This is a genomic window from Hymenobacter sp. (assembly GCF_035709525.1).
Lineage (GTDB): Bacteria > Bacteroidota > Bacteroidia > Cytophagales > Hymenobacteraceae > Hymenobacter.
This window is the reverse complement of sequence record NZ_DASTEP010000058.1, coordinates 1-25,626: the sequence shown is the minus strand read 5'-3', so window position 1 is coordinate 25,626 and position 25,626 is coordinate 1. Positions and strand designations below refer to the sequence as shown.

24 protein-coding genes and 1 other RNA gene are annotated in these 25,626 nt (G+C 61.0%); 12 read left to right on the top strand and 13 right to left on the bottom strand.

Translation table 11 applies throughout. From position 1 onward, the window contains the following. Nucleotides 1–24 precede the first annotated feature (24 nt). Entirely contained in the window at nt 25–1,578 is a 1,554-nt protein-coding gene (gene guaA, locus VFO93_RS05310) for a glutamine-hydrolyzing GMP synthase (protein ID WP_325133296.1), read from the bottom strand. A gap of 153 nt (nt 1,579–1,731) precedes the next feature. On the opposite strand from guaA, the gene VFO93_RS05305 reads away from it, so the two are divergent. From VFO93_RS05305 to VFO93_RS05270, 8 genes are all read left to right on the top strand, one after another. Further along, entirely contained in the window at nt 1,732–2,589 is an 858-nt protein-coding gene (locus VFO93_RS05305; RefSeq protein ID WP_325133295.1) for a T9SS type A sorting domain-containing protein, read from the top strand. Nucleotides 2,590–2,754: 165 nt separating this feature from the next. Next, nucleotides 2,755–2,851, top strand: an RNA gene (gene ffs, locus VFO93_RS05300) — signal recognition particle sRNA small type. Between the two features lie 180 nt (nt 2,852–3,031). Beyond that, nucleotides 3,032–3,688, top strand: coding sequence for a fructose-6-phosphate aldolase (gene fsa, locus VFO93_RS05295; protein ID WP_325133294.1), 657 nt, complete (start codon nt 3,032–3,034; stop codon nt 3,686–3,688). Between the two features lie 92 nt (nt 3,689–3,780). Beyond that, nucleotides 3,781–3,984, top strand: a complete 204-nt coding sequence (locus tag VFO93_RS05290; protein ID WP_325133293.1) for a fructose-6-phosphate aldolase — start codon at nt 3,781–3,783, stop codon at nt 3,982–3,984. Between the two features lie 82 nt (nt 3,985–4,066). Beyond that, nucleotides 4,067–4,744 carry a cell division ATP-binding protein FtsE gene (locus tag VFO93_RS05285; RefSeq protein ID WP_325133291.1) on the top strand — a complete coding sequence of 226 codons (678 nt, stop codon included), beginning with the start codon at nt 4,067–4,069 and terminating at the stop codon, nt 4,742–4,744. A 68-nt stretch (nt 4,745–4,812) separates the two neighbouring features. Further along, the gene (locus tag VFO93_RS05280; RefSeq protein WP_325133290.1) at nt 4,813–5,706 is read left to right on the top strand and encodes a glycosyltransferase; all 894 of its coding nucleotides are present in this window, start codon (nt 4,813–4,815) and stop codon (nt 5,704–5,706) included. Nucleotides 5,707–5,759: 53 nt separating this feature from the next. Then, nucleotides 5,760–6,902: a DegT/DnrJ/EryC1/StrS family aminotransferase gene (locus tag VFO93_RS05275; RefSeq protein ID WP_325133289.1), complete on the top strand. Its 1,143-nt coding sequence runs from the start codon at nt 5,760–5,762 to the stop codon at nt 6,900–6,902. Next, entirely contained in the window at nt 6,902–7,939 is a 1,038-nt protein-coding gene (locus tag VFO93_RS05270) for a Gfo/Idh/MocA family oxidoreductase (protein ID WP_325133288.1), read from the top strand. Before VFO93_RS05275 ends, VFO93_RS05270 begins: the two co-directional genes overlap by 1 nt. An 89-nt stretch (nt 7,940–8,028) precedes the next feature. Here the strand turns inward: VFO93_RS05270 and VFO93_RS05265 are convergent, their stop codons facing one another. From VFO93_RS05265 to VFO93_RS05240, 6 genes are all read right to left on the bottom strand, one after another. After that, nucleotides 8,029–8,520, bottom strand: coding sequence for a YkvA family protein (locus tag VFO93_RS05265; RefSeq protein WP_325133287.1), 492 nt, complete (start codon nt 8,518–8,520; stop codon nt 8,029–8,031). A gap of 84 nt (nt 8,521–8,604) precedes the next feature. Further along, nucleotides 8,605–9,795 carry a hypothetical protein gene (locus tag VFO93_RS05260; RefSeq protein WP_325133286.1) on the bottom strand — a complete coding sequence of 397 codons (1,191 nt, stop codon included), beginning with the start codon at nt 9,793–9,795 and terminating at the stop codon, nt 8,605–8,607. A gap of 199 nt (nt 9,796–9,994) precedes the next feature. Then, nucleotides 9,995–10,819, bottom strand: a complete 825-nt coding sequence (locus VFO93_RS05255; RefSeq protein WP_325133285.1) for a type 1 glutamine amidotransferase — start codon at nt 10,817–10,819, stop codon at nt 9,995–9,997. A gap of 100 nt (nt 10,820–10,919) precedes the next feature. Continuing rightward, a complete protein-coding gene (locus tag VFO93_RS05250) occupies nt 10,920–12,023 on the bottom strand; it encodes a carboxylate-amine ligase (protein WP_325133284.1) in 1,104 nt (367 codons plus the stop codon). A gap of 124 nt (nt 12,024–12,147) precedes the next feature. Continuing rightward, entirely contained in the window at nt 12,148–13,344 is a 1,197-nt protein-coding gene (locus tag VFO93_RS05245) for a hypothetical protein (protein ID WP_325133283.1), read from the bottom strand. 75 nt (nt 13,345–13,419) lie between these two features. After that, complete coding sequence (locus VFO93_RS05240) at nt 13,420–14,127, bottom strand: esterase family protein (protein ID WP_325133282.1); 708 nt, start codon at nt 14,125–14,127, stop codon at nt 13,420–13,422. Nucleotides 14,128–14,249: 122 nt separating this feature from the next. Here VFO93_RS05240 and VFO93_RS05235 point away from each other — a divergent pair, with 122 nt between their 5' ends. Next, nucleotides 14,250–15,821, top strand: a complete 1,572-nt coding sequence (locus VFO93_RS05235; protein ID WP_325133281.1) for an alpha/beta hydrolase-fold protein — start codon at nt 14,250–14,252, stop codon at nt 15,819–15,821. Between the two features lie 340 nt (nt 15,822–16,161). On the opposite strand, the gene VFO93_RS05230 is transcribed toward VFO93_RS05235, so the two are convergent. Beyond that, nucleotides 16,162–16,788: an ATP-binding protein gene (locus VFO93_RS05230; RefSeq protein ID WP_325133280.1), complete on the bottom strand. Its 627-nt coding sequence runs from the start codon at nt 16,786–16,788 to the stop codon at nt 16,162–16,164. Between the two features lie 195 nt (nt 16,789–16,983). After that, entirely contained in the window at nt 16,984–17,409 is a 426-nt protein-coding gene (locus VFO93_RS05225; protein WP_325133279.1) for a DUF3127 domain-containing protein, read from the bottom strand. Nucleotides 17,410–17,786: 377 nt separating this feature from the next. Here VFO93_RS05225 and VFO93_RS05220 point away from each other — a divergent pair, with 377 nt between their 5' ends. From VFO93_RS05220 to VFO93_RS05210, 3 genes are all read left to right on the top strand, one after another. After that, the gene (locus VFO93_RS05220; protein WP_325133278.1) at nt 17,787–18,719 is read left to right on the top strand and encodes an isoaspartyl peptidase/L-asparaginase; all 933 of its coding nucleotides are present in this window, start codon (nt 17,787–17,789) and stop codon (nt 18,717–18,719) included. Nucleotides 18,720–18,723: 4 nt separating this feature from the next. Continuing rightward, nucleotides 18,724–20,361, top strand: a complete 1,638-nt coding sequence (locus VFO93_RS05215; RefSeq protein ID WP_325133277.1) for a glycosyltransferase family 39 protein — start codon at nt 18,724–18,726, stop codon at nt 20,359–20,361. A gap of 114 nt (nt 20,362–20,475) precedes the next feature. After that, the gene (locus VFO93_RS05210) at nt 20,476–21,081 is read left to right on the top strand and encodes a hypothetical protein (RefSeq protein ID WP_325133276.1); all 606 of its coding nucleotides are present in this window, start codon (nt 20,476–20,478) and stop codon (nt 21,079–21,081) included. 48 nt (nt 21,082–21,129) lie between these two features. Here the strand turns inward: VFO93_RS05210 and VFO93_RS05205 are convergent, their stop codons facing one another. The 4 genes from VFO93_RS05205 to VFO93_RS05190 all read right to left on the bottom strand — a co-directional run. Further along, the gene (locus VFO93_RS05205; protein WP_325133275.1) at nt 21,130–21,696 is read right to left on the bottom strand and encodes a DUF922 domain-containing protein; all 567 of its coding nucleotides are present in this window, start codon (nt 21,694–21,696) and stop codon (nt 21,130–21,132) included. A 270-nt stretch (nt 21,697–21,966) separates the two neighbouring features. After that, nucleotides 21,967–23,373 (bottom strand): MATE family efflux transporter, encoded by a 1,407-nt coding sequence (locus VFO93_RS05200; protein ID WP_325133274.1) that lies wholly within the window; start codon nt 23,371–23,373, stop codon nt 21,967–21,969. A gap of 164 nt (nt 23,374–23,537) precedes the next feature. Next, nucleotides 23,538–24,491 (bottom strand): L-histidine N(alpha)-methyltransferase, encoded by a 954-nt coding sequence (egtD, locus tag VFO93_RS05195; RefSeq protein WP_325133273.1) that lies wholly within the window; start codon nt 24,489–24,491, stop codon nt 23,538–23,540. Between the two features lie 132 nt (nt 24,492–24,623). Further along, nucleotides 24,624–25,626, bottom strand: a 1,003-nt coding sequence (locus VFO93_RS05190) for a TerC family protein (RefSeq protein ID WP_325133272.1), incomplete at its 5' end; no start/stop codon positions are given.

Sequence of the window (25,626 nt, the reverse complement as noted above, 5' to 3'; positions counted from 1 at the left end):
TAAAATCAGTTTAATCTGTGGTCCTTATTCCCACTCGATAGTAGCGGGTGGCTTGCTCGAAATATCGTACACCACGCGGTTGATGCCGCGTACCTGGTTGATAATCTTGTTGCTCACCTCGGCCAGAAACTCGTAGGGCAGGTGCGCCCAGTCGGCGGTCATGCCGTCTACGCTCGTCACGGCGCGCAGGGCTACCACGCGCTCGTAGGTGCGCTCGTCGCCCATCACGCCCACGCTCTGGATGGGCAGCAGCATAGCGCCGGCCTGCCAGGTTTGCTCGTAGAGGCCGCGCTCCTTGAGCAGGTTGATGAACACGCCATCGGCACGCTGGAGCAAGTCCACTTTCTCGGGCGTGATGTCGCCGAGGATGCGGATGCCCAGGCCGGGGCCGGGGAAGGGGTGGCGGTTGAGAATCTCGCCGGGCAGGCCCAGCGTGGCACCCACCTCGCGCACCTCATCCTTGAAGAGCATCCGTAGGGGCTCCACGATTTTGAGGTTCATCTTCTCGGGCAGGCCGCCCACGTTGTGGTGGCTCTTGATGGTCACGGCCGGGCCGCCGTGCACCGATACCGACTCGATAACGTCGGGGTAGATGGTGCCCTGGGCCAGCCAGCGCGCGCCTTCCACCTTCTGCGCCTCGCGGTCAAACACCTCGATGAAGGTGCGGCCGATGGCCTTGCGCTTCTGCTCGGGGTCGGTGAGGCCGGCTAGGGCGGCGTAGAATTCCGAAGAGGCATCCACGCCAGTCACGTTCAGGCCTAAGCCTTCGTAAGCCTTTAATACCGAAGCGAATTCATTTTGTCGCAGCAGGCCGTTATCGACAAAAATGCCGTGCAGGCGCGGCCCGATGGCGCGGTGCAGCAGCAGCGCCGCCACGCTGCTATCCACGCCGCCCGAGAGGCCCAGAATCACCTGGTCGTCGGGGCCGACGGTGTTTTGCAGGGCCGTCACCATCGAGTCTACGAAGTGCTCGGGCGTCCAGCTTTGGTCGCAGCCGCAGATGTTGACCACGAAGTTGGCCAGCAGCTGCTTGCCCTCGGTCGAGTGTGTGACCTCGGGGTGAAACTGGATGCCGTAGGTGTCCTGGCCGGGCAGCTGGTAGGCTGCCACCGCCACCTCGGGCGTGCTGGCAATGATGTTATACTCAGACGGTAAGGTCTTGATGGTGTCGCCGTGCGACATCCAGACCTGCGTATCTAGGTGCAGGCCGGTGAGGAGGGGCGAGGCCTCTTCCAGCGATGTCAGCCGCGCCCGGCCATACTCGCGGATGGTGGCCGGCAGCACCTCGCCGCCGCCCTGCTGGGCCAGCAGCTGCGCGCCGTAGCAAATACCCAGCACGGGCACTTTACCCAGAATGCCGCTAAGGTCGGGGTTGGGCGAGTCGGCATCGCGCACCGAGCAGGGCGAGCCCGAAAGAATAACGCCCCGCAAGCTGTCGTCGCCGGCGGCAATGCGCGCGGCTAGCTGGGGGGCGTGGGTGTAGGGGTGAATCTCGCAAAAAACGTGCAGCTCGCGAATGCGCCGGGCAATGAGCTGCGTGTATTGCGAACCGAAGTCTAAAATCAGAATCTGCTGCATGGGGCACAAAGGTAGCGCCCGCGCCAACGCCCTCAAATGGGTGGCCCGCTCAGATTGGGAGGATAAAAAGCCCGGCTGTTCATTTTTATTGAGAAGTGGCTACTTTTAGGTACGCATTTCTTCACCAATTCCTCACTTTTTCCTTTCCTTCCCATGAAAAAAACCTTACTCCTTGCCAGCAGCGTACTGACTTTCGCGTTAGGTACTTCGGCCGCCCAGGCTCAGGTCGTAACCGTGAACGTCGGGACGAGCGGCTCGGCCCTGAGCCCGTTCAACAGCACGCAGGCCAACGCCGTGTATGAGGCCATTTACAAGCAAAGCCAGCTCAACCAAGCGGGTACCATCACCCGGCTCGCTTTCCAGAAAAACAGCGGCGCTTTCCAAGACCCGCTCACCCGCACGGTGCTGTACCTCAAGCACACGACCGCCTCTGTGTTCACGGCCGGCGCGCTCGATACTACTGGCTACCAGCGCGTGTGGGCGGGCTCGTTTACCAACACCGGCACCAGCGGCTTTCAGGAGGTGCAGCTGGCCACCCCCTTCGCTTATAATAACACCAACAACCTTTCGCTGCTGGTGCTGCGCAGCGGCGGCAACACCGGCTCTACTCTCTGGAACTACGATTTCGTAGGCACTAATGTCAGCCGGCGCAATACCACGGGCACGGCCATCAGCAACACCAGCACGCCTACGTTGTCGGTCAGCGACGTGCTCGTGAACCTGCGCCTCACCTTCGGCACCACTACCAGCGCCCGCGCCGCCGCCACTCTGCTGGCCGACGTGTACCCTAACCCCACCACGGCCGCCTGCCGCGTGCAACTACCCGGCTTGCAGCCCGCCAGCTACCGCCTCACCGACGCGCTGGGCCGCGCCGTGCGCGCCACCACCCGCCTGGCCCCCGCCGCCGATGGCACCGCCACCCTGCCGCTCGCCGACCTGCCCGCCGGCACGTACCTACTACACCTCACGCAGGGCGACGCTACCTCGGTGCACCGCCTGATAAAGGAGTAAAAGGGAGCATTGGCACGCCCAGCACGGCTTTTTAGTGCCTGCCCGTTCCGCTAAAAAATATATTTTCATAAAATAACTCCCTAACAGCCAAACAAGTCAGCCCGCGCCAGCGGGCGTATCCGTTAAATCCTACAAATCCGTTCGAATCTGCGGTCTATCTTTGCACCGGCGAGTCAGAACGACCAGCTCCTGCTGAACTCCCCCAGGGCCGGAAGGCAGCAAGGGTAGGTGGTTGAGCGGTGCGATTTTGGCTCGCTTTTTTTTGTCTTTTCGAGCCGGCCCCGAGCCGCGTTTGCCTGCCCGCTTTGGCAGTCGGCGCGTAGCTTTGGGCCGGTTTTTATTTATAGGCTGTTAGCTATTGGCTGTTAGCTGTTAGCTGCGAATGTATTGGTTTGTTAGCAAAAAGCTAACAGCCAATAGCTGACAGCCAGCAGCTAATAAAATGAAGTTTTTCATCGACACGGCCAACCTGGCCGAAATTCAGGAAGCCGTAGACCTCGGCGTGCTCGACGGCGTGACTACCAACCCCTCGCTGATGGCCAAGGAAGGCATCCGGGGCACCGATGCCGTAATGGCGCACTACCAGGCCATCTGCGACATCGTGGACGGCGACGTGTCGGCCGAAGTAATCGCTACTGACCTTGAAGGCATCATCCGCGAAGGCGAGGCCCTGGCCGACCTGCACCCCAACATCGTGGTGAAAGTGCCGATGACCAAGGAAGGCGTGAAAGCCATCAAGTATTTCAGCGACAAAGGTATCCGCACTAACTGCACGCTCATCTTCTCGGCCGGCCAGGCCATTCTGGCTGCCAAAGCTGGCGCTACTTACGTGTCGCCCTTCGTGGGCCGCCTCGATGATATCGGCGCCGACGGCCTGGGCTTAATTGCCCAGATTATCGAGATTTTTGCCAACTACGGCTATGCCACCGAAGTACTGGCTGCCAGCGTGCGCCACGTGCCGCACCTCATCCAGTGCGCCGAGCTAGGGGCCGATGTAGTGACCTGCCCGCTCAACGTGATTATGGGCTTGCTCAATCACCCGCTGACTGACAAGGGTTTGGCTACCTTCCTGGCCGACCACAAAAAGGTAAATGCCTAGAAAATGTAGGGTAAGCTTTAGCTTGCCTTTGGCTAACTAACTAGTTAAGCGTACTGTTACTTTTACGGCAAGCTAAAGCTTACCCTACACTCGTGTACATCATCAAAGTAAAAGGCAAGGCCAAAATCCCGGATTACATCCAGCTGCGCGACGAGCAGTTTGTGCTGATTGCCTATTTCCGCGCCGACCGCCCGCTCAAAGATTTGCACCGCTACGGCCTCGAAGGCCAGGAAGTGCCCCTGGCGGCCGTTATTTCCGAACTGGAATTTGGCAAGCTGCGTAAGCTGGAGTTGTAGTGACTAATGGTTAATAGTCAATGAGTAATGCTTAGCGAAGCGCTACTATTGGCCATTAGTCATTACCAATTAATCATTAAAAATGACCGAGGCGGTACTAGAACTACGCGACGCCACCGTGACCCAGGAGGAGCGCGCCGTGCTGGCGGGCGTCACGTTTGCGCTGGCTAAGAGCGAGTTTGCTTACCTGGTGGGCCGCACCGGCGCGGGCAAGTCGTCGCTGCTTAAAACCCTGTACGCCGACCTGCCGCTGCTGGTGGGCACCGGCGAGGTAGCGGGCTTCAACCTGGCCAAGCTGCCCGCCGGCAAAGTGCCCTACCTACGCCGCAAGCTGGGCATCGTGTTTCAGGATTTTCAGCTGCTATCCGACCGCTCGGTCGCTGAAAACCTGCTGTTTGTGCTTAACGCTACCGGCTGGAGCGGCAAGGCCCGCAAGCAGCAGCGCATCCAGGAAGTGCTGACGCAGGTGGGCCTCAGCGGCGTGGGCAACCGGATGCCGCACCGCCTCTCGGGCGGCGAGCAGCAGCGCGTCGTCATCGCCCGCGCCCTGCTCAACGAGCCGGTATTACTGCTGGCCGACGAGCCCACCGGCAACCTCGACCCCGAGGTGGCCGACGGCATCATGGATTTATTTACGGAAATAAACCACGCGGGCACGGCTGTGCTTATGGCGACGCACAACTTTCAGCTAATCGAGCGCTACCCGCACCGCGTGCTCACGTGCCAAGGTGGGCAGCTGCTGGATTCGGGCCGCAAATAGCCGGACCTCGCAGAGCTAGGCTGCTCATCCGGCGAAACCTCTTTTTACCTCGCGAAACCTCGCGCTAAATGGCTGGCCTTTCCATCCTGATTCCGGTTTTCAATCGTGAAGTAGCGCCGCTGGTTCATTCGCTGCTAGCGCAATTACCCGACTGGCCCGGCCCCGCTGAAATCCGGCTGCTGGACGACGGCTCGACGGAAGAATTTCGGCTGCGAAACCAGCCGCTGGCCGCGCTACCCAACGTTGTATACCAAGACCTACCGCAGAATGTAGGCCGAGCTGCTATTCGCAACCAACTGGCCATCAGCGCTAAACACGAGTGGCTCCTACTGCTCGACAATGACAGTCTGCTGCCAGACCAGCAATTCCTCGCCCGCTATGCCCAGGCGCAGACCGCTGGGCCGCCTGCCCTGTTAATCGGCGGCACTACCTACGAGGCCATACCGCCCGCCGACCCCGCTTTGCGCCTGCGCTGGCACTACGGCCGCAGCCGCGAAATGCGCCCCGCCGCCCTGCGCCAACGCGACCCTGGCGGCCAGCTGACTATTAATAATGCGCTGCTGCCCAAGACGCTATTGCAAAAATACCCGCTTGATGAGCGCTTGAGCGGTTACGGCCACGAAGACACCAGATTTGGCCTGGAGCTAAGCCGCGCCCACGTGCCCGTGCGCCACCTCGACAACCCCGTGCTGCACGATGGCCTGGAGCCCGCCGCCGTTTTCCTAACCAAAAGCCAGCAGGCCGTGCGCAACCTCGCCCAGGTGTTGCGCATCGATGGGCTGGGCCGCGCCACGCGCCTGGTGCAAGCCGCCGAGCGCCTGCGCCGGGTCGGGCTGGCGGGCGCGGCGCAAGCTGTCCTCGCTGCCGCCGAGCCGCTGCTGCGGCGCAATCTGTTAGGGAACAAACCTTCGCTGCGGGCGCTGGATGCGCTGAAGCTACTTTGGCTGCTGCGGGAGTGGTAGCCAGCCGGGGCTGCCAGTATCTTTGGCCGCTTCCGTTTCCTTTGTCTCCCGCTTTGCTTCCTTCTCAACCCATTGCCCTGCTCGACCTCGCCGACGAGCACGCCCCGTACCAAGCCGAACTGGATGCCGCCTGGCAGGCCACCGTGCAGGAGGCCGCTTTTATTCAAGGCCCGGCAGTAAAGCAGTTCGCAGCTGAGCTAGGTGCGCACCTGGGCAGCGCGCACGTAGTACCCTGCGCCAATGGCACCGACGCGCTGACGCTGGCGCTGATGAGCCTGAATTTGCCGGCCGGTACTGAAGTCATCGTGCCCGCCTTCACCTACGTGGCCACGCTCGAAGCCGCCGCGCTGCTGGGGCTGCGCCCGGTGCTGGTCGATGTTCTGCCCGATACCTTCAATATCGACCCGGCCGCCGTGCGGGCCGCGCTCACGGCGCGTACCGGGGCGGTGGTGGCGGTGCATTTGTTCGGGCAGTGTGCTGATTTAGAAGAGTTAACTACTATTTGCCACGCTGCCGACGTGGCGATTATCGAAGACAATGCGCAGGCGCTAGGCGCTACCTTCACCTTCGCCAACGGCCGTACAATGCACGCTGGCACGGTGGGCGAAATCGGTACCACGTCTTTCTTCCCCAGCAAAAACCTCGGCTGCCTCGGCGACGGCGGCGCGCTCCTCACCCGCGACGCGGCCCGCGCCCAACTCCTGCACCAACTCGCCAACCACGGCCAAAGCCAGAAATACCACCACCAGCGTATCGGCCTCAACTCGCGCCTTGACACCCTGCAAGCCGCCCTGCTGCGCGTGAAGCTGCGGCACCTGCCCGCCGCCCAGGCGGCCCGCCAGGCCGTGGCCGCCCGCTACGACGTGGCGTTGAGCGGCATTCCTGGCCTGCATATCCCGGCCCGCGACCCGCGCAGCACGCACGTTTTTCACCAGTACACGCTTCGGATTGAGGGCAATGGCCGCCGCGATGCCTTGCAGCAGCACCTGAAGCAGCACGGCGTACCGAGCGCTATATACTATCCATTGCCAGTGCATCAGCAGCCCGCTTATGAATACTTGGGATACCGGGCCGGGCAGTTTCCAGTGGCCGAGCAACTGTGCCGGCAGGTGTTGTCGCTGCCGGTGCATCCGGGGCTCACGGTGGCGCAGCAGGAGTACGTTACTGAATTTTTGGGTGCTTTTTTCGCGGTTTAATGAGTGCTGTGATTAATAAATCTGCTCCCGTCCGTTTTGCTATTTGTGGCGTAGGGCACATCGGCCGCCGCCACGCCTCGCTGGTGGCTCGGCAAGCTGAGGCGCAGCTAGTTGCGCTCATTGATGTGCGAAGCGAGTTAGAGGCTGACCTCGCCGCCGAGTTTCCGGGTGTGCCCTTTTTCAATTCCCTAGAAGACTACCTCGCCCACGGCCCCGCCGCCGACGTGCTCACCGTGGCCACGCCCAACGGCCTGCACGCGCCGCAGGCAGTAGCGGGTTTGCGCCACGGCCTGCACGTAGTCATCGAAAAGCCCATTGCCCTCCGCAAAACCGACGCCGAGCTCATCGTACATACCGCCTTGCAAACCGGCCGGCTGGTGTTCGGAGTGATGCAAAACCGTTATTCGCCGCCCGCCACCTGGCTCAAGCAGGTGTACGACGAAGGCCGGCTGGGCCAGGTGTTTCTGGTGCAGCTCAATTGCTTCTGGAACCGCGATGCGCGCTACTACCGCCCCGGCAGCTGGAAGGGCACGCAGGCCCTCGACGGCGGCACGCTCTTCACGCAGTTCAGCCACTTCGTGGATTTACTATACTGGGTGTTTGGCGATATTGCCAATATTTCGGCTCGCTTTCAGGATTTTACTCACGCCGGTATCACCGATTTTGAGGATAGCGGCCTCGTTACGTTTGACCTTGTGCGCGGCGGTAGCGGCACGCTCAGCTATAGCACCGCCGTGTGGGACCGCAACCTCGAAAGCTCGCTGACGGTAGTGGCCGAGCGCGGCTCGCTCAAAATCGGCGGCCAATACCTCGATAAAGTGGAGTACTGCCATTTGCAGGATTATACCCTGCCTACGCTGCCGCCCACCAACCCCGCCAACGACTACGGCCCCTACCAAGGCTCGGCCGCCAATCACGTGCAGGTAATTGAAAACGTGGTAGATACGGTGCAAAATCGCAGCTTCGCCACTACTAATGCGCTGGAAGGCCTGAAAGTGGTCGAGATAATTGAGCGCATTTACGCTCTGCGCCAATAATGCAGTAGCGCGAACTTTGTAGTTCGCGTCCGTTAGCGTACAGCCAAGCGGACGCAAACTACAAGGTTCGCGCTACTACCTTGATATACTTACGAATGGCCTAGCTCAGCAATGGCCGGCTGCAAGCGGTCGCCCTGCGCGGGGTTCATGGGCGCGGCGGTCGCGCTCGTGCCTTCCCACTCGCGGAAGCGCACAATCTCATCGTTGAACTTACCGACAAACCAGCTTATCAAGCTCAAATCATCCAAAAAGCCTACTACCGGGATGAAATCGGGCACTAGGTCGATGGGGGAGAGCACGTAAAGCAGTACGCCCACACCCGAGGCGATAGTGGTGGTGTGAATTTGGCGGTACTCGCCGCTGACATAGCTGCGCACGAGCCGCACCAGCGTTTGTGCCGTGTGAAACAGCTGGGTGAATTTGTTTTCCTTGCTGTGCTTATCGCGCAGCTTATCAGCGGCTTCGTTGAGAACAACCGCTATTTTGAGAGGTTTGGCGAGCAGCTTCGAGCCGCGCCCGAGGAACTTGCTGAAAAGCGCGTTTTTGGAAATTTCGAGGCCGCGTTGTGCGAGAGATGACATAAGAAAGGGGGCAAAAAGAAACCGTTGGCCCCGCTTTACGCAAGGCCAACGGTAGACGTTGGGCAAAATCTTGCCAATCAGGCTTTATTTCTCAAACATTGGCGACGTGCCGCCCACCCAATCCTTGTCTTTGTTGAAGGCCACGCCTATCATCTCGCCGCGGCTCATGCGGCCCAGGCCCGTGAGCAGGCGCGGCTCCGCGTCTTCGGGATGCCACACGTAGAGCAGGCGGATTTCACACTTCACCATGCCATCAGGTGCCTGAATGGCAGGCGCATACGTCACCTTGCGTTGCAGCAGGTAGTTCTGCTTGTCGGTCAGCGCATCAAGGTCGGCGGCCGTGATGTGCAGCCGCACGCCCGTCCCCGCAAACGAAAACAGCGGCTTGAGCACGTAGTTTTCGAGGTCGACGGGGTACTCTTTCAGTTCGTGCAGGTAGTAGCTCGGCGGCGAGAACCGGCTCTTTACCAGCGGCAAGGTATACTTGCTGATGCGGAAAAACCAGTTGGGGTGCCCGACCCAATGCACGTCCACGTCGTCGGTGAGATGGTACTCGGTTTGCAGGTCGGGGTAGCGGTCGAGCTCATCAAAGATAATGCGGTTGTAAATGCGCTTGATGCGGATTTCGCGCCCGTCTTTTTCGTAAAACAGCTCGCGCCCACGCTTCTTTATTTTGGTCAGGCACACCGCTTTCACGCCCCAAAATTGCTCGGTAAGCGCAAAATCAACGCGCGTTTTTTGCTTTTCTGGGTAAATTTCCAGCAGAATAACTTCCTCCGGCTTAGCGTCGCCCAGTAGCAGGCGACGCAGTTCAGCCTGGTATTCAGCATCGTTAGCTACCTCAAAATAAGGCGTTACCGAATCGGGTATCTCAAACTGCCGCTCGTAGGAGCCCGGCTGCCAGGTCTGGAAGGCGTAGAGCGACGGAAAGCCTTGCATCTCAATGAGCTGCGGCTCCAGCTCGCCCTGCGAATCGCGGCACACGGCAAAGTCAAACGTCAAAAACGTCGGGTGGGCGTCCTCGTTGGGCACCCGCTGGTGCGGCGGAATCGCCTTGTTAGTCAATTGCTTGAAATCGGGTCGCTGAATCACGTCGATGATATCCTGGCCAGCTTGTATCAGTTTGTCGCGCAGCTGTTTCGGCACGAAAATCGGCGTTTCGGCCAACCGAAATTCCAGTTGGCCGGGCAGTTTTTCCTCCACGTCGGCCAGCATGGCCTGGTATTTTTCCGGCGTGAAAGCCGCGTTGTAGGCTTGGCGAAGGGCGGGAATCATGGCTTTACGTTGGTTAGCTCAGAAAAAAAATGTTGCGTAAACCGCTGTTCGTCATGCTGAACGCAGTGAAGCATCTCGCTTAGAGCAGCATCTTCTTACACAAAGATTACTGCTCCAAGCGAGATGCTTCACTGTGTTCAGCATGACCGAATTACTAAGTGGATATCGAATAAGGAGCCAGCCAAGCGATGCTGCCGCCCTACGCAGCTACCGACTCGCTGATGCGCTCGATGGCCTGCTGTAAAAAATTGGGCACAATCACCGATTCGGTGTACTCGATGGTATTCGGGTCGGAGAGCAACTCTACCATTTCGTGGTATTTCTCCTCGCCGTAGGTCGTAACTACTTGTTCGCGACGCTCATCGGTGAGCATGTAGCGCAGCATCCCTTCGCCATCGGCCTCGGGGTGAAACTGCGTGGCCAGTACCTCCGGCGTGAAGCGAATGGCCATAATGGCGCGGGCCAGGGGCACGTGCGGGCGCTCCTTTTCTAGACATAATACTACTGCGCCGAGCTCGGACATGCGCTCTTCGTTGATGTCAGTGAGCTGATAATCACGCGAATCGACGGCGTAAAACGGCTCGGGCAGGCGGTCAAACACCGGCTCGGCCTCGCCAGCCTCGGTGAGGTGAATGGGTAGGATGCCAAACGACGTAGACTTGCGCTTGCCCACCGTGCCCACGCCCAAATGCCGACTAAGCAGCTGAAACGAGTGGCAAATGGCAAGCAAGTGCTTTTTGCGCTCAGCGGTCTGATTATAAGTCAGTAAGGAATCAATGAACTCAAAGTAAAGCGGCTCCCAGGGCTCATCCGAAGGGAGCGGGCTACCGGGGCCGCCGCTCGAAATGTAGATGTCGTATTCGAGGCCCGGCACCTGGTTTTCGGCCCGGACATTAAAGGTATCAACCGTAAACGTAACCTGATTGGCGGCTTCGGCGCGGCTCAGCAGCTGGTAAATACAACGCATCCCCTCGTTACGGAAATTGTTGTACAAATCTAAGACGGCAATTCGAAAAGTAGGCATAAGCTAAAAGATAATCCTATTAAACTAGATGATTGTTAAAAGGTTTTAGGTAACGATAGCAAGTTAATAATTAGTTCGTTGCCAACCAAAACCTGGGCCGTTACAGCCCGTGCGTGGTTTCGCTCAGGATATAATCGACTACTTTGGTGAGGTCGCCGGTTTGGTGAAAAACCGCGAGCTGGCGGTCGGCCCCGGTGCCCATTTCGAGCATTTTCAGCACGTATTCTACCTCGTGGCGGCTGCCGAGGTCGTCGAGGACATCATCCACGAAGTCAAGCAGTTCGAGGATGAGCTGCCGGGCCGGCTTCTCTTCCTGCGAGCCAAAGTCGATGAGGTTGCCGCAGATGCCGTAGCGGGCGGCGCGCCACTTATTTTCCTTGATGAGGGCGCTGCGATACACCCGAAAATTTAGGTTTTGCTCTTTGAGTTTGTAAATCTTGGCCACGAGCGCCTGCATCACGGCGGCCACTGCGATGGTTTCGTCGGCGCGCATCATCATATCGCAGATGCGGTACTCGATGGTATCGAAGAAGGGGTGCAGGCGGATATCCCACCAGATTTTCTTGCCATTGTCGATGCAGCCAGTTTTTATCAGCAGCGCCAAAAACTCGTCGTAGTCGCTGGCACTGTGGAAAAAGCCCGGAATACCCGTGCGCGGAAACCGCTCGAATACCTTGGTTCTGAACGACTTGTAGCCCGTCTCGCGGCCTTCCCAAAAAGGCGAGTTGGTGCTGAGCGCGAACAAGTGCGGCAGGAAATACCGCAGCGCGTTCATCATATACACGCCCAAATCGCGGTTTTCGATGCCGATGTGCACGTGCATGCCAAAAACGAGGTTCGAGCGGGCGGCCTCCTGCAATTCCTCCACGATTTTGTCGTAGCGGGCATCGGGCGTGATGGGCTGGTCTTGCCAGCGGGAAAACGGGTGCGTGCCCGCCGCCGCGATTTTCAGCCCCACGCGGTCGGCCAGCTCGATTACCTGGCGGCGCAGGTGCAGCACTTCGGTGCGCGCCTCATCGATATTGTGGCAAATATTGGTGCCGACTTCCACCACCGACTCGTGCATTTCGGCCTTTACCTGCTCGTGCAGCGTGATGCGGCCGTCCTCCACAATCTTCGACATGTGCGAGCGCAAGTCGCGGGTAACGGGGTCGATGGTTTGGAATTCTTCTTCGATTCCGAGGGTAAAAACTGGCCGGGCCATGGCGGGGAAGCGACTAAAAGTGAGCGATAAAGCGCTGGTTCTGTTTGCAAAAAGGCCGTAAAAAGGGCTGCCACCCGTAGCGACGGCAGCCCTTTCAGCAGGGTAATATCACTAAGAAATGTGATTATTTCTTAGGCGCGGCCTTTTTAGGCTTGGCGGGCGCATCCGCCTCGGGGCCTTTGGCTTTGGGAGCGGGCTTGGCCTTGGGGGCGGGCTTGGGCACGCCGCCTTCGGGAGCTTCGGGCTTGGGCGCGCCGGGCTTTTTGGGCGCGGGCTTCTTGGGAGCTTCCGGCAAGCCAGTAGCGCCTAAGTCATTGGTTTCGTTGACGGAGCCGCCTACTTCCACCGAGCCATCGACCGACGAGATGGCGGTGCGGCTGGCCGATTTCTGCACGAAGGTGCCCCATGTGAGGTTGTCCTGGCCGGCTTTCTGGGCCTGGGCGCGCTCGATGGCGAGGTTGGCGGCGTGCTCTACCACCCACTCAAAATTCTCGGCACCTACCGAGTTGATGTCGGCGTCGGGAGCGGGGTTGCCGAAGTCGATGGCGATTGGAATACCGTCGCGCACCGCAAATTCTACCGTATTGAAGTCATAGCCAAGGCCTTGGCACAAGCGCAGCACGTAGTCCTTGATGGTTGCGAGCAGCTTTTCGCCTTCTTCGCCCTGCGTTTTCATCTCGGTCTGGTAGCGCTGGTGCGGGGCGTTGCGCGGCTCGTAGGGCATGATGAGCACGTCTTTGCCGCCGAGGCAGTAGCAGCGGAAGTAATCGGTGAAGTCGATGGCTTCCTGGTACAGCATCACGAGCTGGCCGGTTTCGTCGTAGGCGCGCCATGCTTCGTCGGGGTTATCGACTTTATACACGCTCTTCCAGCCGCCGCCGGCGTGGGGCTTCATAAAGGCCGGGAAGCCGATTTTCTCGAACGCCTTGTGCCAGTCGAACATCGACAGGTTGCGGAACGAGTTCTCGTTGGTGTCGTCGGGGCGGGCCTTGCTGGGTAGCAGCAGGGTTTTGGGCACCGGTACGCCGAGCTGCACGGCCAGGGCGTTGTTGAAGAATTTCTCGTCGGCGCTCCACCAGAAGGGGTTGTTAATCACGGCCGTACCCGTGAGGGCAGCGTTCTTGAGGTAGGCGCGGTAGAAGGGCACATCCTGCGAAATGCGGTCGATAATCACGGCGTAGTCGGTGGCGACGGCCTGCTCGACTTCGGTGATATTTACGAACTCGGCCGTGATGCCATCGACGGCTTTCTGGTTAACGCGGTCGATAAAGGCCTGTGGAAAGGTGTTTTCCTGGCCGAAAAGAATGCCAATTTTTTTCATGTAAGGGAAGGCAGTTAGGAGTTTTGGGAGGCGTTGCCGCGCAAGTTTACGCAACAGCGTAGTTAAACAGCCTTATTAAAAGATAGAAGAGACGTATTCGGGGAACATATCGCGCCATACGGGCCAGTCGTGGGTGCCGTTGGGGCGCACGTCGAGGCGGTGCGGAATGCCCTTGGCGGCCAGAATGCCCGACATCTGGTAGTTGGAATCTTTGCAGAAGTCGTGCTCGGCGGTGCCCAGAATGATGTTCATTTTATAAAAATTATCATTCTGCGCGTTGGGCATGAAGTCGGGCGGGTTGTTGAAGTACACCTGCTCGTCGTAGTAGCCGCCGAGGAACATCCGCACGTCGAACGACGCTCCCATCGAGAACAGGTGGCCCACCAGCTCGGGGTGGCGGAAGGCGAAGTTAAGCGCCTGATAGCCACCGAGCGAGCAGCCCGCTACGCCCACTTTGTCGACGTGGCACTCGCGCTGAATGGCGGGCACCAGCTCGTCGCTCACCATGCGGTCGTAGAGGTTGTGGTTGTGCAGGCGAGTGCCGGGGTGCAGGTGCTTGGCGTACCAGCTCCACTTGTCGCCGCTGTCGATGCAGTAGAGCTTAATGAGCTTATTCTCAATAAACCAGCGCACCGATTCGACTAGTTTGAAGTCTTTGGCTTCGAAGTAGCGGCCGTTGGAGGTGGGGAAAATGATGATGGGATAGCCGTAGTCGCCGATGACCAGCATCTCCATGTCGAGGCCCAGGTTGTGGGAGTAGAAGCGACGGTATTCTTCGTGCAAAGTAAGAGGGCCGGGGGTGGGGTGAACGCCCCGAACCGGCCGCAAACTAAGCACAAAATCGGAACGCACCACTTTTGCGATATTCCGGTAAAAGAAAGCGGCACCCGTTTCTTTGCAGCCCCATGACCGTGTTCCGCTTTCAGTCGCCGCGCGGGGCCACCGTGGCCGTGCGGCGCGACGAATCTTTGTTTTCCATCGAGCTGGGCCGCGTGGTGCGCCTCGATGTGGTGCTGCCGCCGGGCTTCAACCCCGTGGCCGCGCAGCCTTATCCCGTGCTGTATCTCAATGACGGCCAGGACTTGCAGCGCTTGCAGCTGCCCGCCACGCTCAACTACCTGTACCGGCGCGGGGCCGTGCGGCCCTTCGTGCTGGTAGCGGTGCACGCCGCCGACCGCTTGCAGGAGTACGGCACCGCCGCCCGGCCCGACTACCTGGGCCGGGGCAGCCGCGCCGGGCGCTACACGCGCTTTGTGCTGCACGAGCTACTACCCTATGTGCAAGCACATTACCACGCGACTGCCAACCCGGCCGAGGCCGTAATTGCGGGCATGTCGTTGGGTGGCCTCACGGCCTTCGACTTGGCCTGGCACCACCCCGAGGCGTTTCAGCGGGCGGGCTCGTTTAGCGGCTCGTTTTGGTGGCGTGGCCGGGGGCTGAACGATGGCTACACCGATGCCGACCGCATTATGCACAGCCTAGTGCGGGCGCGAGCACCGCAGCCCAGCCAGCAATATTGGCTGCAAACCGGCACCGACGACGAAACCAGCGACCGTAATAACAACGGCATCATCGACGCGATTGAGGATACGCTCGACCTAATGGCGGTGCTGGAGCGCCAGGGCCTGCCCCAGGCGGCCGTGCGCTACGTGGAGGTGCCCGGCGGCCACCACCACCAAGATACCTGGGCCGCGATTATGCCCGATTTTCTGCGCTGGGCCTTCGGCGTGGCCGGGGTCGATACGCACGACTACATCCACCGGCACCACCTGAGCCCGCACCTGCTGGTAGGCACGCGCCACCTGCGCCGCCGCCCGCAGGGCGCGGCGCGGTACGGCTTCAAGTATTTGACTAAAAACCAGTATAATATCGCTGCCGCTGTGCCCGCCGCTGTTACACTTGCCCGGCCCGCGCCCGGCACCTACCAGCCCTACGCGCAGGGCTACCTCGACCGCATACCCGAAGGCACCGACCCACTCGCCCTGCTGCGCCAGCAGCCCGCCGAGCTGCACCGCGACCTCAGCCGCCTCACCGAGGCGCAGGCCCTGCTGCGCTACGCCCCCGGCAAGTGGACGCCCAAGGAAATGCTGCTGCACATCATTGACACCGAGCGCATTTTCACGTACCGCGCCCTGCGCTTCGCGCGCGGCGACGCGCAGAGTCTGCCCGGCTTCGATGAAAACGATTTCGCTGCCAACAGCGAAGCCAATGACCGTCCGATGAGCGACTTGCTCACCGAGTACCACGCCGTGCGGGCGGCCACGCTGGCGCTGTTCGGCAGCTTCAACGCCGCGCAACTCGACCGCGTGGGCCTCGCTAATGGTGGTGCCACGAGCGTGCGAGCGCTGGTGTTCATCACGGCCGGGCACGAGCGCCACCACCTCGCTATCTTGCGCGAGCGCTACTGGCCCGTGCTACCCCCGGCCGAAGCCAGCGCCCCCGGCGCGGCACAACAACCGGCCGTGCCGCTGCGTTAGAAAAGCTGTTTTTGCTAGTTTGCTAGCCTTTTTTACGTTCCACTTCACACACTTTTCACTCATGGCAAAAGCCCAAGACGCCCGCAAGGAAAAAAAGAAAGAGCCGACTAAATCGATGAAAGAAAAGAAGGCGGAGAAAGACGAGAAGAAAGCCGCCCGCGCCCGCAAACAGGAATAAATCACTGATTAGCACTAATTTTATCGGATTGCACGGATTTTGTAGACGCAAAAAAGGCCACCCTGTGAGGTGGTCTTTTTGTTAGAGGGTACTCTGCTTGGAAACGGCTGATGCCGTCTACAAAATCCGTGCAATCCGATAAAATCGTTGCTAATCAGTGATTTATAGCGTATAGTACGGCTCCTTCTCTTTGTCGTGGTAGCGCAGGTAGCCGTGCAGCGTGAGCTTGATAAGCGTGCGGTAGGCGCGGCGGCGGCTGATATTCAAAAGTTTGGTGTACTGCGCCACCGTGATGCGGGGCGTGGTGCGCAGGTATTCCAGCACGCGCAACTCGTCGCGGGTGAGCGGGATTTTTTCAAAGCGGGCCTCGGGCTGCTGGCGCTCCAATAGTTTCTCGGTGAGCGAGCTGGTTTGCACGCTCTCATCGCGCACGCGGATGTAGCTGCGCCACTCGCCGGGCGCTATCTGGGCGCGGTGCGGCTTGTTGGGGCTTTCGGCTACCTCCACGATGAGCACGATGCGCTCGTCCTCGGCTTCGATTTCGCGGAAATGCAGCGTAAGCGGCGGGTCTACGTAATGCGCGGCGGCTTCGCGCAGCACAAACATTTCTTCCTCCGCGTCGCGCACGCCTACCACGCGCCCGTCGTCGTCCACGCCCACCAGCACCTGCCCGCCACGCGTATTGGCCAGCGACGCCAGCGTGCGCGAAATGCGGGTAGGGTGGGTGGTCTTCTTCTTAAATTCCAGCTCCTCGCCCTCGCCCCGGCTGATAAGTGCGCGTAAATTCATTTGGTAGTAAGCTGTTAGCTAATAGCTGCTAGCTATTAGCTTTCCTTTTATACGTATACAACATCGGCTTAAACGCAAATGTGCCGCTCCCCAAAAGGAAAGCGGCACACCAAAAAAATAACGGTGACAAGGACAGTCAGCCCGGCGCAGCCGGGCGTATCCGTTAAATCCTAAAAATCCGTTTGAATCTGCGGTCTAGAAGGGCAGGTCGTTGTCGTCGTCGCTGGCGATAGGTGCAGCCGAAGGCTGAGCGCGCAGGTTGGGGTTCTGATTTTGCTGAGCCGGACGGGCAGCCTGCTGGGGCTGCGCGTAGCCACCGCCACCGGCCGGAGCACCACCCGCCGCAGCCGGCTCTACGCGCCAAGCCTCGAGGTTAGTGAAGTACAGCATCTGACCATTTTTGTTGAAGCCACGGCCGCGCAGGTCGAAGGTAACCTTCACTTCGTCGCCCATTTTGTAGGGGTCGATGAGGCTGGTTTTGTCCTGCGTGAGCTGAAACTTGATTTGCTGAGGATACTGGCCGTCTTGAACTTCCAGGACGAACTCGCGCTTGCGAAATTTATCGCTAACCTGCTGTTCGTCAAAGATTTCGTGCAGGCGGCCGGTTACGTCGTATGCCATCGTATGGTATGGTTAAGAGAAAAATGTGGTTGGGAGGTCAAACCTACGAATAAAAACCGAACACGGCTATGTTTTGGTTTCGAAAGAGCAAGATTTAATGTAAAAAGGTCTGAATTTTAAAGTTTGATATGTATTTGATTTATTGATAAATACAATAATAGGCTGCGTTTCTTTTGCTTCTATAGTTAGCTTAACTGGCTGGCGGGCACTAAAATGGTGAGCAGCGTAGGTTTGGGTAGTAAAAAGTAGGGGCAGCGAAGGTCGAGCGTAGTAGCGCGAACTTTGTAGTTCGCGTTCGTTCGGGCAGTTTGGCTGCTCGCTCACGAACGCGAACTACAAAGTTTGCGCTACTGCGCCCGCTCCTGATAACTCCTTATATGTACGCCCTCGCCTTGCACGGCGGCGCCGGCACCATTGCCCGCGCCACCCTCACGCCCGCTCTCGAAGCCGACTACCGCGCCGCCCTGCGCGCTTCCTTACTAATAGGTACTGACCTGCTGGCCCAGGGCGCGCCCGCCCTCGATGCCGTGGAGGCCACCGTGCGCGCCCTCGAAGACTGCCCGCTCTTCAATGCCGGGCGCGGGGCCGTGTTCACCCACGACGGCCACCACGAAATGGACGCCGCCCTCATGGACGGGGCCAGCGGCCGCGCCGGGGCCGTGGCCGGCGTGCGCGAAGTGCAAAACCCTATCCGCGCCGCCCGCCTGGTGATGGAGCAAACCGAGCACGTATTATTAGCCTACCCAGGGGCCGACCAGTTGGCCCGCGAGCACGGCCTGCCCATGCAGCCGGTCGACTACTTCTTCACCCAGCAGCGCTACGACCAGCTGCAAGAGGCCATCGCGGCGGGCCGCATGCAGCTCGACCACGCCGCCAGCCCCGCCGACCCCAACTGGAAAAAAGGCACCGTAGGAGCCGTGGCCCGCGACGTGCGCGGCCACCTGGCCGCCGCCACCAGCACCGGCGGCATGACCAACAAGCGCTACTCGCGCATCGGCGACACGCCTATCATCGGGGCCGGCACCTGGGCCGATGCGCGCTGCGCCATCAGCTGCACCGGGCACGGCGAGTACTTCATCCGGGCCGTGGTGGGCTACGACGTGGCTTGTTTGATGGAATATAAAGGCCTGACTTTGGCCGAGGCCTGCCGCGTGGTGGTGCATGATAAGCTGGCCCCCGTAGGCGGCGAGGGCGGCCTCATCGCGGTGGATGCGGCCGGCAACCTGGCGCTGCCCTTCAACTCGGAGGGCATGTACCGGGCCAGCCGCAACGCGGCGGGCGAAGAATTGGTGGAGATTTACGGAGGCTAGGTTGATGTTGAAATCGTGGCAAAACCTGAGCCGGGAGCAGCGCCGCTACCGGCTGGCCGTGCTGTTTGCGCTGGTAGTGGGGGTAGTGGTGCGGGTGGTGAAATTTCCGGCGCTGCCGCCCGGCCTCAATGCCGATGAGGCATCGAGCGCCTACGAAGCCTACGCGCTGGCTACCACCGGGGCCGACCGCTGGGGCAACCACCTGCCGGCTTATTTTCCGGGCTGGGGCAGCGGGCAAAACGTGCTGCTTTCGTACCTGACGGTGCCAGTGGTGCAGCTGCTGGGCCTCAACATGGTATCGGTGCGGCTGGTGCCGCTGTTGCTGGGGCTGCTCACGCTGCCGCTGTTTTTCGTGTTTTTGCGGCCGCTGGGGCGGCGGCCGGCGCTGCTGGGGCTGCTGCTGCTGGCCCTGGCACCGTGGCACTTTATGCTGAGCCGCTGGGGGCTGGAAAGCAACCTAGTCGTGTTTTGGATGCTGCTGGGCGGCGTGCTGCTGCGCCAGGCCATCGGCACGCAGCGGCTGCGCTGGGTGGTGCCCGCGCTGCTGCCCTTCGCGGTGGCGCTCTACGCCTACGGCACTACCATCGTGGTGCTGCCCACGCTGCTGGGGCTGGTGCTGCTGGGCTGCTGGCGGCGCATGGTGCCGCGGCTGGGCGCGTGGCTGCTGGCACTGGGGCTGTTTGTGGCGGGGGCGCTGCCGTTTTTGCTGTTCTTCTTGGAAAACTACGTGCTGCACCGCAACCTGGCCTGGACCGATAAGCTGTTTTTCTCGACGCCGCTGCTGGTCGGCAACCGGCTCGAAGAAGTGGCGCGGCACGGCACCTGGAGCGACTTTTATAACTGGAACACCGACCTGCTCATGCGGGGCTTCGACGATAAAACGTCTTACAACCTGCTGGCCGAGTACCCGTTGCTGGGCTATTTTGTGTGGGGGCTGGCGCTGCTGGGCTTCGGGCTGGTGCTGGTGCGGCTGTGGCAGGCGGGCCGCCGGCTGGCCGAGCAGCCCGCCCTGGTAGTGGGGCTGCTGGCGGTGGCCTGGCTGCTGGCCTGCGTGCCGTTGTTCTACTTGTTTGAGCTGAATGTCAACCGGATAAACCATTTCTTTGTGCCTTGCCTGGTGCTGGCCGTGTGGGGCACGGCGGCCATCATCAACAATCTGCGGCCCACCGCGCCCAAGCGCCTCATCTGGAACCTGGCGCTGCTGTGGGTGGTGCTCAGCGGTTTTCCGGCCGTGCGGCACTACTTCCGCAGCTATCGGCACGGCGAAATCGGCGTTGATTTCCGGGCTGGGCTGGAGCCGGCGTTCGCGGCGCTGGCGCAGTTGCCGCCCACCGGGCAGGTGCTGGTCGACCTGAGAGCGGACCCGGCCTACATCTACGCCCTGTACTACCTGCGCTACCCGCCCGCTCGGTTTCAGCGCGAAGCCCAGGTAGCGGTGGTGAAGGGCAGCTACCAAGTCAGGAAATTTGGGCGCTACGTGCTCGATAAGCAGCAGCTGCGCGCCGGCCGCACCTACAACTACGTGGCGCATCTGGACAGCCTCCCCGCCGATGCGCAGCACCGCAAAACGGTGGTGTACCGCGACGAGCAGTGGGAAACCGGGACGATGCAACTAGTGGCCCCCGCGCCGGCCAAGCCCTGAGCGAGCCGGAACGAAAGCAGTAAACGGCCAAAAGAGTAGCCCTGGGCTGTATAATTGGCGGCTAGTGCCGTTCTTTGTAGCGTTCAATTATAGTTGCTCGTTTGTCTATTTGTTATGCTTAAAGTACAATTTAATTTTCTGTTGAAAATTGGTCTGCTGGGCGTGGGCGTGTTGGGGCTGGCTACTGCTGAAGCCTCGGCCCAAGCCGCCGACAAGTACCCCACGCCAGCCGGCCCGCCGCGCAAGCGCTACGTGTTTGCCCAGAAAGACCCCGAATGCCCGGCCGTAGCCAACGTAACCAAAAACACCGACGAGGACGCCGACAAAACCGGCACGTACACCCGCGTGTGCTACCGCTCACCTATCGAGCTGCAAGCCGAGATTGACGAACTACGCAAAATCCACAGCTGGGCCGATAGCACGTATCAGCGGCGGCTGGCGGCCCTGCCGGCGGGTGGGGCGCTCGTGCTCACTATCCACCGCCGGGGCGCGCAGAATACCGACCCTAGCGCCCTTACCCTCGCCGCCCGCACCAAAGACGGCACCGACGTGTACACGGCCACGCCCCGGCCCAGCACCGGTCGCTTTTTTGGGCGCGACTTGTACCAGGCCATCCAGGCGGTGCCCTTCGTGAAGCCCGCCGTGCCGGGGCCGTATACGCTCATCATCACCGACAATAAGCTGAAGCAGGTATTTGAGTATCAGTTGACTATTCAGTAGCAATTGGCCCAGATAGTAGCGCGGACTGAAAGTCCGCGCTACTTTGCTTTAGGCCTCCTTGTCGGCCCAGGCGGCCAGGTCGGCCAGCTGCTGCTGCACCTGGGCTTCCCACTGCGCCTGCGGTGCGGGCAGTAGGCCGTGGTTGGTGTCGCGGTCGTACTGCGCTTCGGCCTTTTCCCAGTCGGCATACACGCCCTGGGCGAGGCGCTCGAAGGCGCTGCCCAGCTGGGCGCAGGGCACGCGCACGGCGGCCAGCTTCTGGCGCAGGCGGCGGGCATACACCTCCGTGATGTCGAAGTGCAGCTGCTCGTGGCGCAGCAGCCGGGGCGTGGCAGTGGCCGGCTCGCGCCACCACGACACGGCAGGGTCGAAAGCCGCCTGCACGTGGCCCGTAAACTGCCCGCCCTTGCAGGCTACCTCGGCCACGATGGTAGCCGAAGTGAGCGCCGCGTGAGTTTCGCCAATGCGGGGCCGCCCCTGAAAATCGGCCAGCACCAGCGGCCGGCTGGCCGACCAGTGCAGCGTGCCGCCCGCCGTATTAGCCTGCGCGTGGGCGGCGGTGGTAAAAAGACCCGCCAGCGCGAGCAGCGCGCCGGCAACCAGTTGATGAAGCATGGGTAGGGAAAGCGGCCAAAGCAGCCTGCTCCCCCAACGCCCGCCAAACGCAAAAAGTGTCGGCTTGGTGGAGCGCCTGCTTAGCTTGAGCGGCGAGGTAGCCGCAGCGCGGCGACACGTTGGTAGTTTAAGCCGTTTGATAGCAAAATGAGCCGCAAAGCGGCGGCACCCTAAAGCTTGGTGCCGCCGCTTTGCGGCTCATTTTGCTTGCTGTTCATTCTCAATTACCAACATGCCACCGCGCTGCGGCTACCTCGCCGCTTGGGCTACTTATCCGGCTGGCTGGCCCAGCACCAGCAGCTCATCAGCCTTGGCCAGCTCGGCTGGGCCGGCAGGCGCGGCGGGCGGTAGCGCGCCCGCTTGGCTGCGGCGGCGAAAGCGCAGCAGCAGCACCACCGCCACTACCGACAAGCCCGTGAGCAAACCCAGCCACACGCCCGGCGCGCCCATGTGCAGCCCAAAGCCCAGGCCGTAGCCGATGGGCAGCGCCAGCGCCCAATACGCCAGCAGCGCCACCACGGAAGGCACTTTCACGTCCTCCAGGCCGCGCAGCGCGCCCAGGCCTACCACCTGCAAGCCATCCGAAACCTGGAAGGCCGCCGCGATGGCCAGCAGCGTGCCGGCCTGCGCCAGCACCAGCGGGTCGTCGTTGTAGAACGCCGGGATGACGTGGCGCAATGCCAGCATCAGCAGCCCCATCGCGCTCATGAAGCCGAACGTCAGCCAGTAGGCCGCAAAACCCGCCTTGCGGGCCTCGGGCAGGTTGCCGGCCCCGCGCAGGCTACCCACCCGGATGGTGGCCGCCGCTGCGATGCCGGTGGCCGCCATGTAGGTTACGGAAGCCACGTTGATGGCAATTTGGTGGGCGGCCTGGGGCGTCACGCCCAGCCAGCCTATTATCAGAAACGACGCGCTGAACGCGCCCACTTCCAGCATCATCTGCATGCCGATGGGCAGGCCCAGCGCCAGCTGCCCGCGCAGTTCGGCCAGGCCGGGGCGCAGCCAGGCGCTGGCCTCGGCGGGGCGGCGGGTGCGCAGCTTGTCGGCCCGCAGCACGTACTGCGCCATCAGGGCGGCCATGCCGATGCGCGAAATCAGCGTGGCCCAGGCTGCGCCCATAAGGCCCAGCGCGGGCGCGCCGAAGTGCCCGAAAATGAGCGCGTAGCACAGCAGCGCGTTCACCACATTGCCGGCGATGGAAAGCTTCATGGCCTGCTTGGTCAGCCCCAGCCCCTCGGCCCACTCGCGGAAACCCTGAAATACCATTAGAGGCAGCAGCGACCAGCCTACCACGCGCACCCAGGGCGCGGCCAGCGCCACTACCTCGGGCGCTTGCTTGAGCAGCGGCAGCACCAGCGGCAAGAGCTGGCTGAAACCCAGCAGCGCCACGCCCACCAGCGTATTGAGCCACACCGTGCCCACCAGCAGCCGGCCCAGAAAGGCGTGGTCGGCGCGCCCGTTGGCCGCCGCTACGCGCGGCACCGAGCCCATGCTGATGCCCAGCCCCAGCACCATGAGCAGGGTCGTGACGCTCACGCCCATGCCCACGGCATCGAGTGGCAGCTTGCCCAGCTGGCCCACCATCACGGAGTCGCACACGCCCACCAGCACGTGCCCCAACTGGCTGAGCACGACGGGGTAGGCGAGGAGAATAGTCGGCCGAAGGTGCGCTTTCATAGAAGTCAATAAGGAATAAAAACGAGTCATGCTGAGCGGAGCGCAGCGGAGCCGAAGCATCTCTTTCGCATTACTAACCAGACGTTAGAAGTTACTATGCGAAAGAGATGCTTCGACTCCGCTGCGCTCCGCTCAGCATGACGGAAAAAATAACCGTTACAAAATTACGCCCGCGCCAGCACCACGTCGGCGAAGTCGCCGGCCGCATCCTGAAACACCTCGACCACGCGCAGCCCCACGGCATCGGCCAGTTCGGCTATTTGGGGCAACGTGAATTTGAAGGAGTTTTCGGTGTGAATGGCCTCCCAGGCGGCAAATTCGAACGCCTGCCCGAGCGCACCGATGTACACGGTTTGGGCGCGGCAACTCACCAGCCACGAGCGCATGGCGCCGGTGCTGGGGTCGTAGTCGGGGTAGTGCTGCCAGTGTTCGGGGTCAAAATCGGCGTCGAGCTCGGCGTTGAAGCGGCGCAGCAGATTGAGGTTAAACTCGGCCGTAATTCCTTGGGCATCATCATACGCGGCCCGGATGCGGCGCGGGTCTTTGCGCAAATCGAAGCCCACGAGCAGGCGGTCGGCGGGCGTGAGCGGCGCGGCCAGCGACCGCAGAAACGCCTCGCGGTCGGCGGGCCCGAAGTTGCCGATATTAGAGCCCAGGAACAGCACGGCCTTGGCCTCGGGCCGCGCGGCCAGGGTAGCGAGAGCCTCCGAATACTCGGCCGCCAGCGGCGCGGTGGGCAGCGCGGGCAGCTCCTGGTGCAGCGAGGCCACCAGCTCATCGAGCGCCGAGGGCGAAATATCGACCGGCACGTAGGTGAAGGCCGCCGTGGGCTGGGCGAGTAGCTCGCGCAGCAAAATCTTGGTTTTCAGGCCATCGCCCGCGCCCAGCTCTACTACGGCCAGCGGCTGGCCGGCGGCCGTGCCCGCTTGCAGCGCCCGCACGATGGCCGCGCCCTGTGCCTGAAAAATGCCCAACTCGGTGCGGGTGGGGTAATACTCGGGCAGGGCCATTATCTGCTGAAACAGCCGGCTGCCCGCCGCGTCGTAGAAGTACTTGGAGGAAAGCGTTTTGGGAGTTTGGGCGAAGCCGTGGGCTACGTGGTCGGCCAGGGAGGTCAAGGGGAGCAGGGCAGGAGGGTGGAACGTCGGAATTAAGAAAGCTCGAAAGCGGGCAGATGTTAGGAAGTGTACCGTAAGCTTCAGCTTGCGCGCGTTTGGGTAGCACTAAAGCATTGAAGAGAGGAAGGAAACTTACGCTTCATTTTCCTTCTTGGGCCACAGCAGCGAAGCCGCTACCGAGCCCAGCAGCAGCCCGCCCACCACGCCCAGCGACACTGGCACGGGGATTTCCAGCTGGTAGTGCACGCGCAAAAAGTCCTCAGCTAGCAGCTTGCCGCCGATAAAAATGAGAATCAGCGCCAGCCCATAATTCAAAAAGTGAAACGCCGCCATGAGCCGCGCCAGCGCGAAGTACAGCGAGCGCAGCCCCAGCAGGGCAAACACGTTGGACGTGTACACGATAAACGTATCGCGCGAGATGGCCAGGATGGCCGGGATAGAATCGGCCGCGAACACCACATCGGTAGTTTCGACCATCACCAGCACCACCAGCAGCGGCGTGGCAAAGCGCACACCATCGCGGTAGGTGAAAAAATTCCCCTTGTCGAACTGCGTGGTAATGGGCAAATGACGCCGCAGAAACCGCACCACAGGGTTATTCTGCGGGTCTACATCGGGGTCTTCGCCGCCGCTCAAGGCCATGCGGATGCCCGTGTACACCAAAAACGCGCCCAGGATGTAAAACAAAAAGTGAAACTTGGCCAGCAGCGCCGCGCCCGCCACGATAAACAAGGCCCGCAACACCAGCGCCCCCAGGATGCCCCAGAACAGCACCCGATGCTGGTACTCGGCCGGAACCTTGAAATAGTTGAAGATGAGTAGAAAGACAAACAGATTGTCTACGCTCAGCGCCTCCTCGACCAAGTAGCCGGTCAGCCATTGCAGGCCGGCCTCGTGGCCCAGGCTGCGGTACACGAAGTAGTTGAAGCCCAGCGCCAGCGTTACCCACCCGGCCGTCTGGAGCAGCGACTCGCGCAGCGTTACGGCGTGGGCCTTGCGGTTGAAAACCAGCAAATCGAGCAGCAAGAGCCCGATGATGAACAGGTTAAATAAAATCCAGAACAGCGGGGTAGTTTCCATGCGGCAGGGTCGGCCCTGGGCATACGCAAGGAATGGATGAGTGGGTTTTTGGATG

Bases quoted from the DNA above. Each gene is read 5' to 3' on its own strand.
- guaA (WP_325133296.1), bottom strand. From the start codon at position 1,578: ATGCAGCAGATTCTGATTTTAGACTTCGGTTCGCAATACACGCAGCTC.
- VFO93_RS05305 (WP_325133295.1), top strand. From the start codon at position 1,732: ATGAAAAAAACCTTACTCCTTGCCAGCAGCGTACTGACTTTCGCGTTA.
- fsa (WP_325133294.1), top strand. From the start codon at position 3,032: ATGAAGTTTTTCATCGACACGGCCAACCTGGCCGAAATTCAGGAAGCC.
- VFO93_RS05285 (WP_325133291.1), top strand. From the start codon at position 4,067: ATGACCGAGGCGGTACTAGAACTACGCGACGCCACCGTGACCCAGGAG.
- VFO93_RS05280 (WP_325133290.1), top strand. From the start codon at position 4,813: ATGGCTGGCCTTTCCATCCTGATTCCGGTTTTCAATCGTGAAGTAGCG.
- VFO93_RS05270 (WP_325133288.1), top strand. From the start codon at position 6,902: ATGAGTGCTGTGATTAATAAATCTGCTCCCGTCCGTTTTGCTATTTGT.
- VFO93_RS05265 (WP_325133287.1), bottom strand. From the start codon at position 8,520: ATGTCATCTCTCGCACAACGCGGCCTCGAAATTTCCAAAAACGCGCTT.
- VFO93_RS05260 (WP_325133286.1), bottom strand. From the start codon at position 9,795: ATGATTCCCGCCCTTCGCCAAGCCTACAACGCGGCTTTCACGCCGGAA.
- VFO93_RS05255 (WP_325133285.1), bottom strand. From the start codon at position 10,819: ATGCCTACTTTTCGAATTGCCGTCTTAGATTTGTACAACAATTTCCGT.
- VFO93_RS05250 (WP_325133284.1), bottom strand. From the start codon at position 12,023: ATGGCCCGGCCAGTTTTTACCCTCGGAATCGAAGAAGAATTCCAAACC.
- VFO93_RS05245 (WP_325133283.1), bottom strand. From the start codon at position 13,344: ATGAAAAAAATTGGCATTCTTTTCGGCCAGGAAAACACCTTTCCACAG.
- VFO93_RS05235 (WP_325133281.1), top strand. From the start codon at position 14,250: ATGACCGTGTTCCGCTTTCAGTCGCCGCGCGGGGCCACCGTGGCCGTG.
- VFO93_RS05230 (WP_325133280.1), bottom strand. From the start codon at position 16,788: ATGAATTTACGCGCACTTATCAGCCGGGGCGAGGGCGAGGAGCTGGAA.
- VFO93_RS05225 (WP_325133279.1), bottom strand. From the start codon at position 17,409: ATGGCATACGACGTAACCGGCCGCCTGCACGAAATCTTTGACGAACAG.
- VFO93_RS05220 (WP_325133278.1), top strand. From the start codon at position 17,787: ATGTACGCCCTCGCCTTGCACGGCGGCGCCGGCACCATTGCCCGCGCC.
- VFO93_RS05215 (WP_325133277.1), top strand. From the start codon at position 18,724: ATGTTGAAATCGTGGCAAAACCTGAGCCGGGAGCAGCGCCGCTACCGG.
- VFO93_RS05210 (WP_325133276.1), top strand. From the start codon at position 20,476: ATGCTTAAAGTACAATTTAATTTTCTGTTGAAAATTGGTCTGCTGGGC.
- VFO93_RS05205 (WP_325133275.1), bottom strand. From the start codon at position 21,696: ATGCTTCATCAACTGGTTGCCGGCGCGCTGCTCGCGCTGGCGGGTCTT.
- VFO93_RS05200 (WP_325133274.1), bottom strand. From the start codon at position 23,373: ATGAAAGCGCACCTTCGGCCGACTATTCTCCTCGCCTACCCCGTCGTG.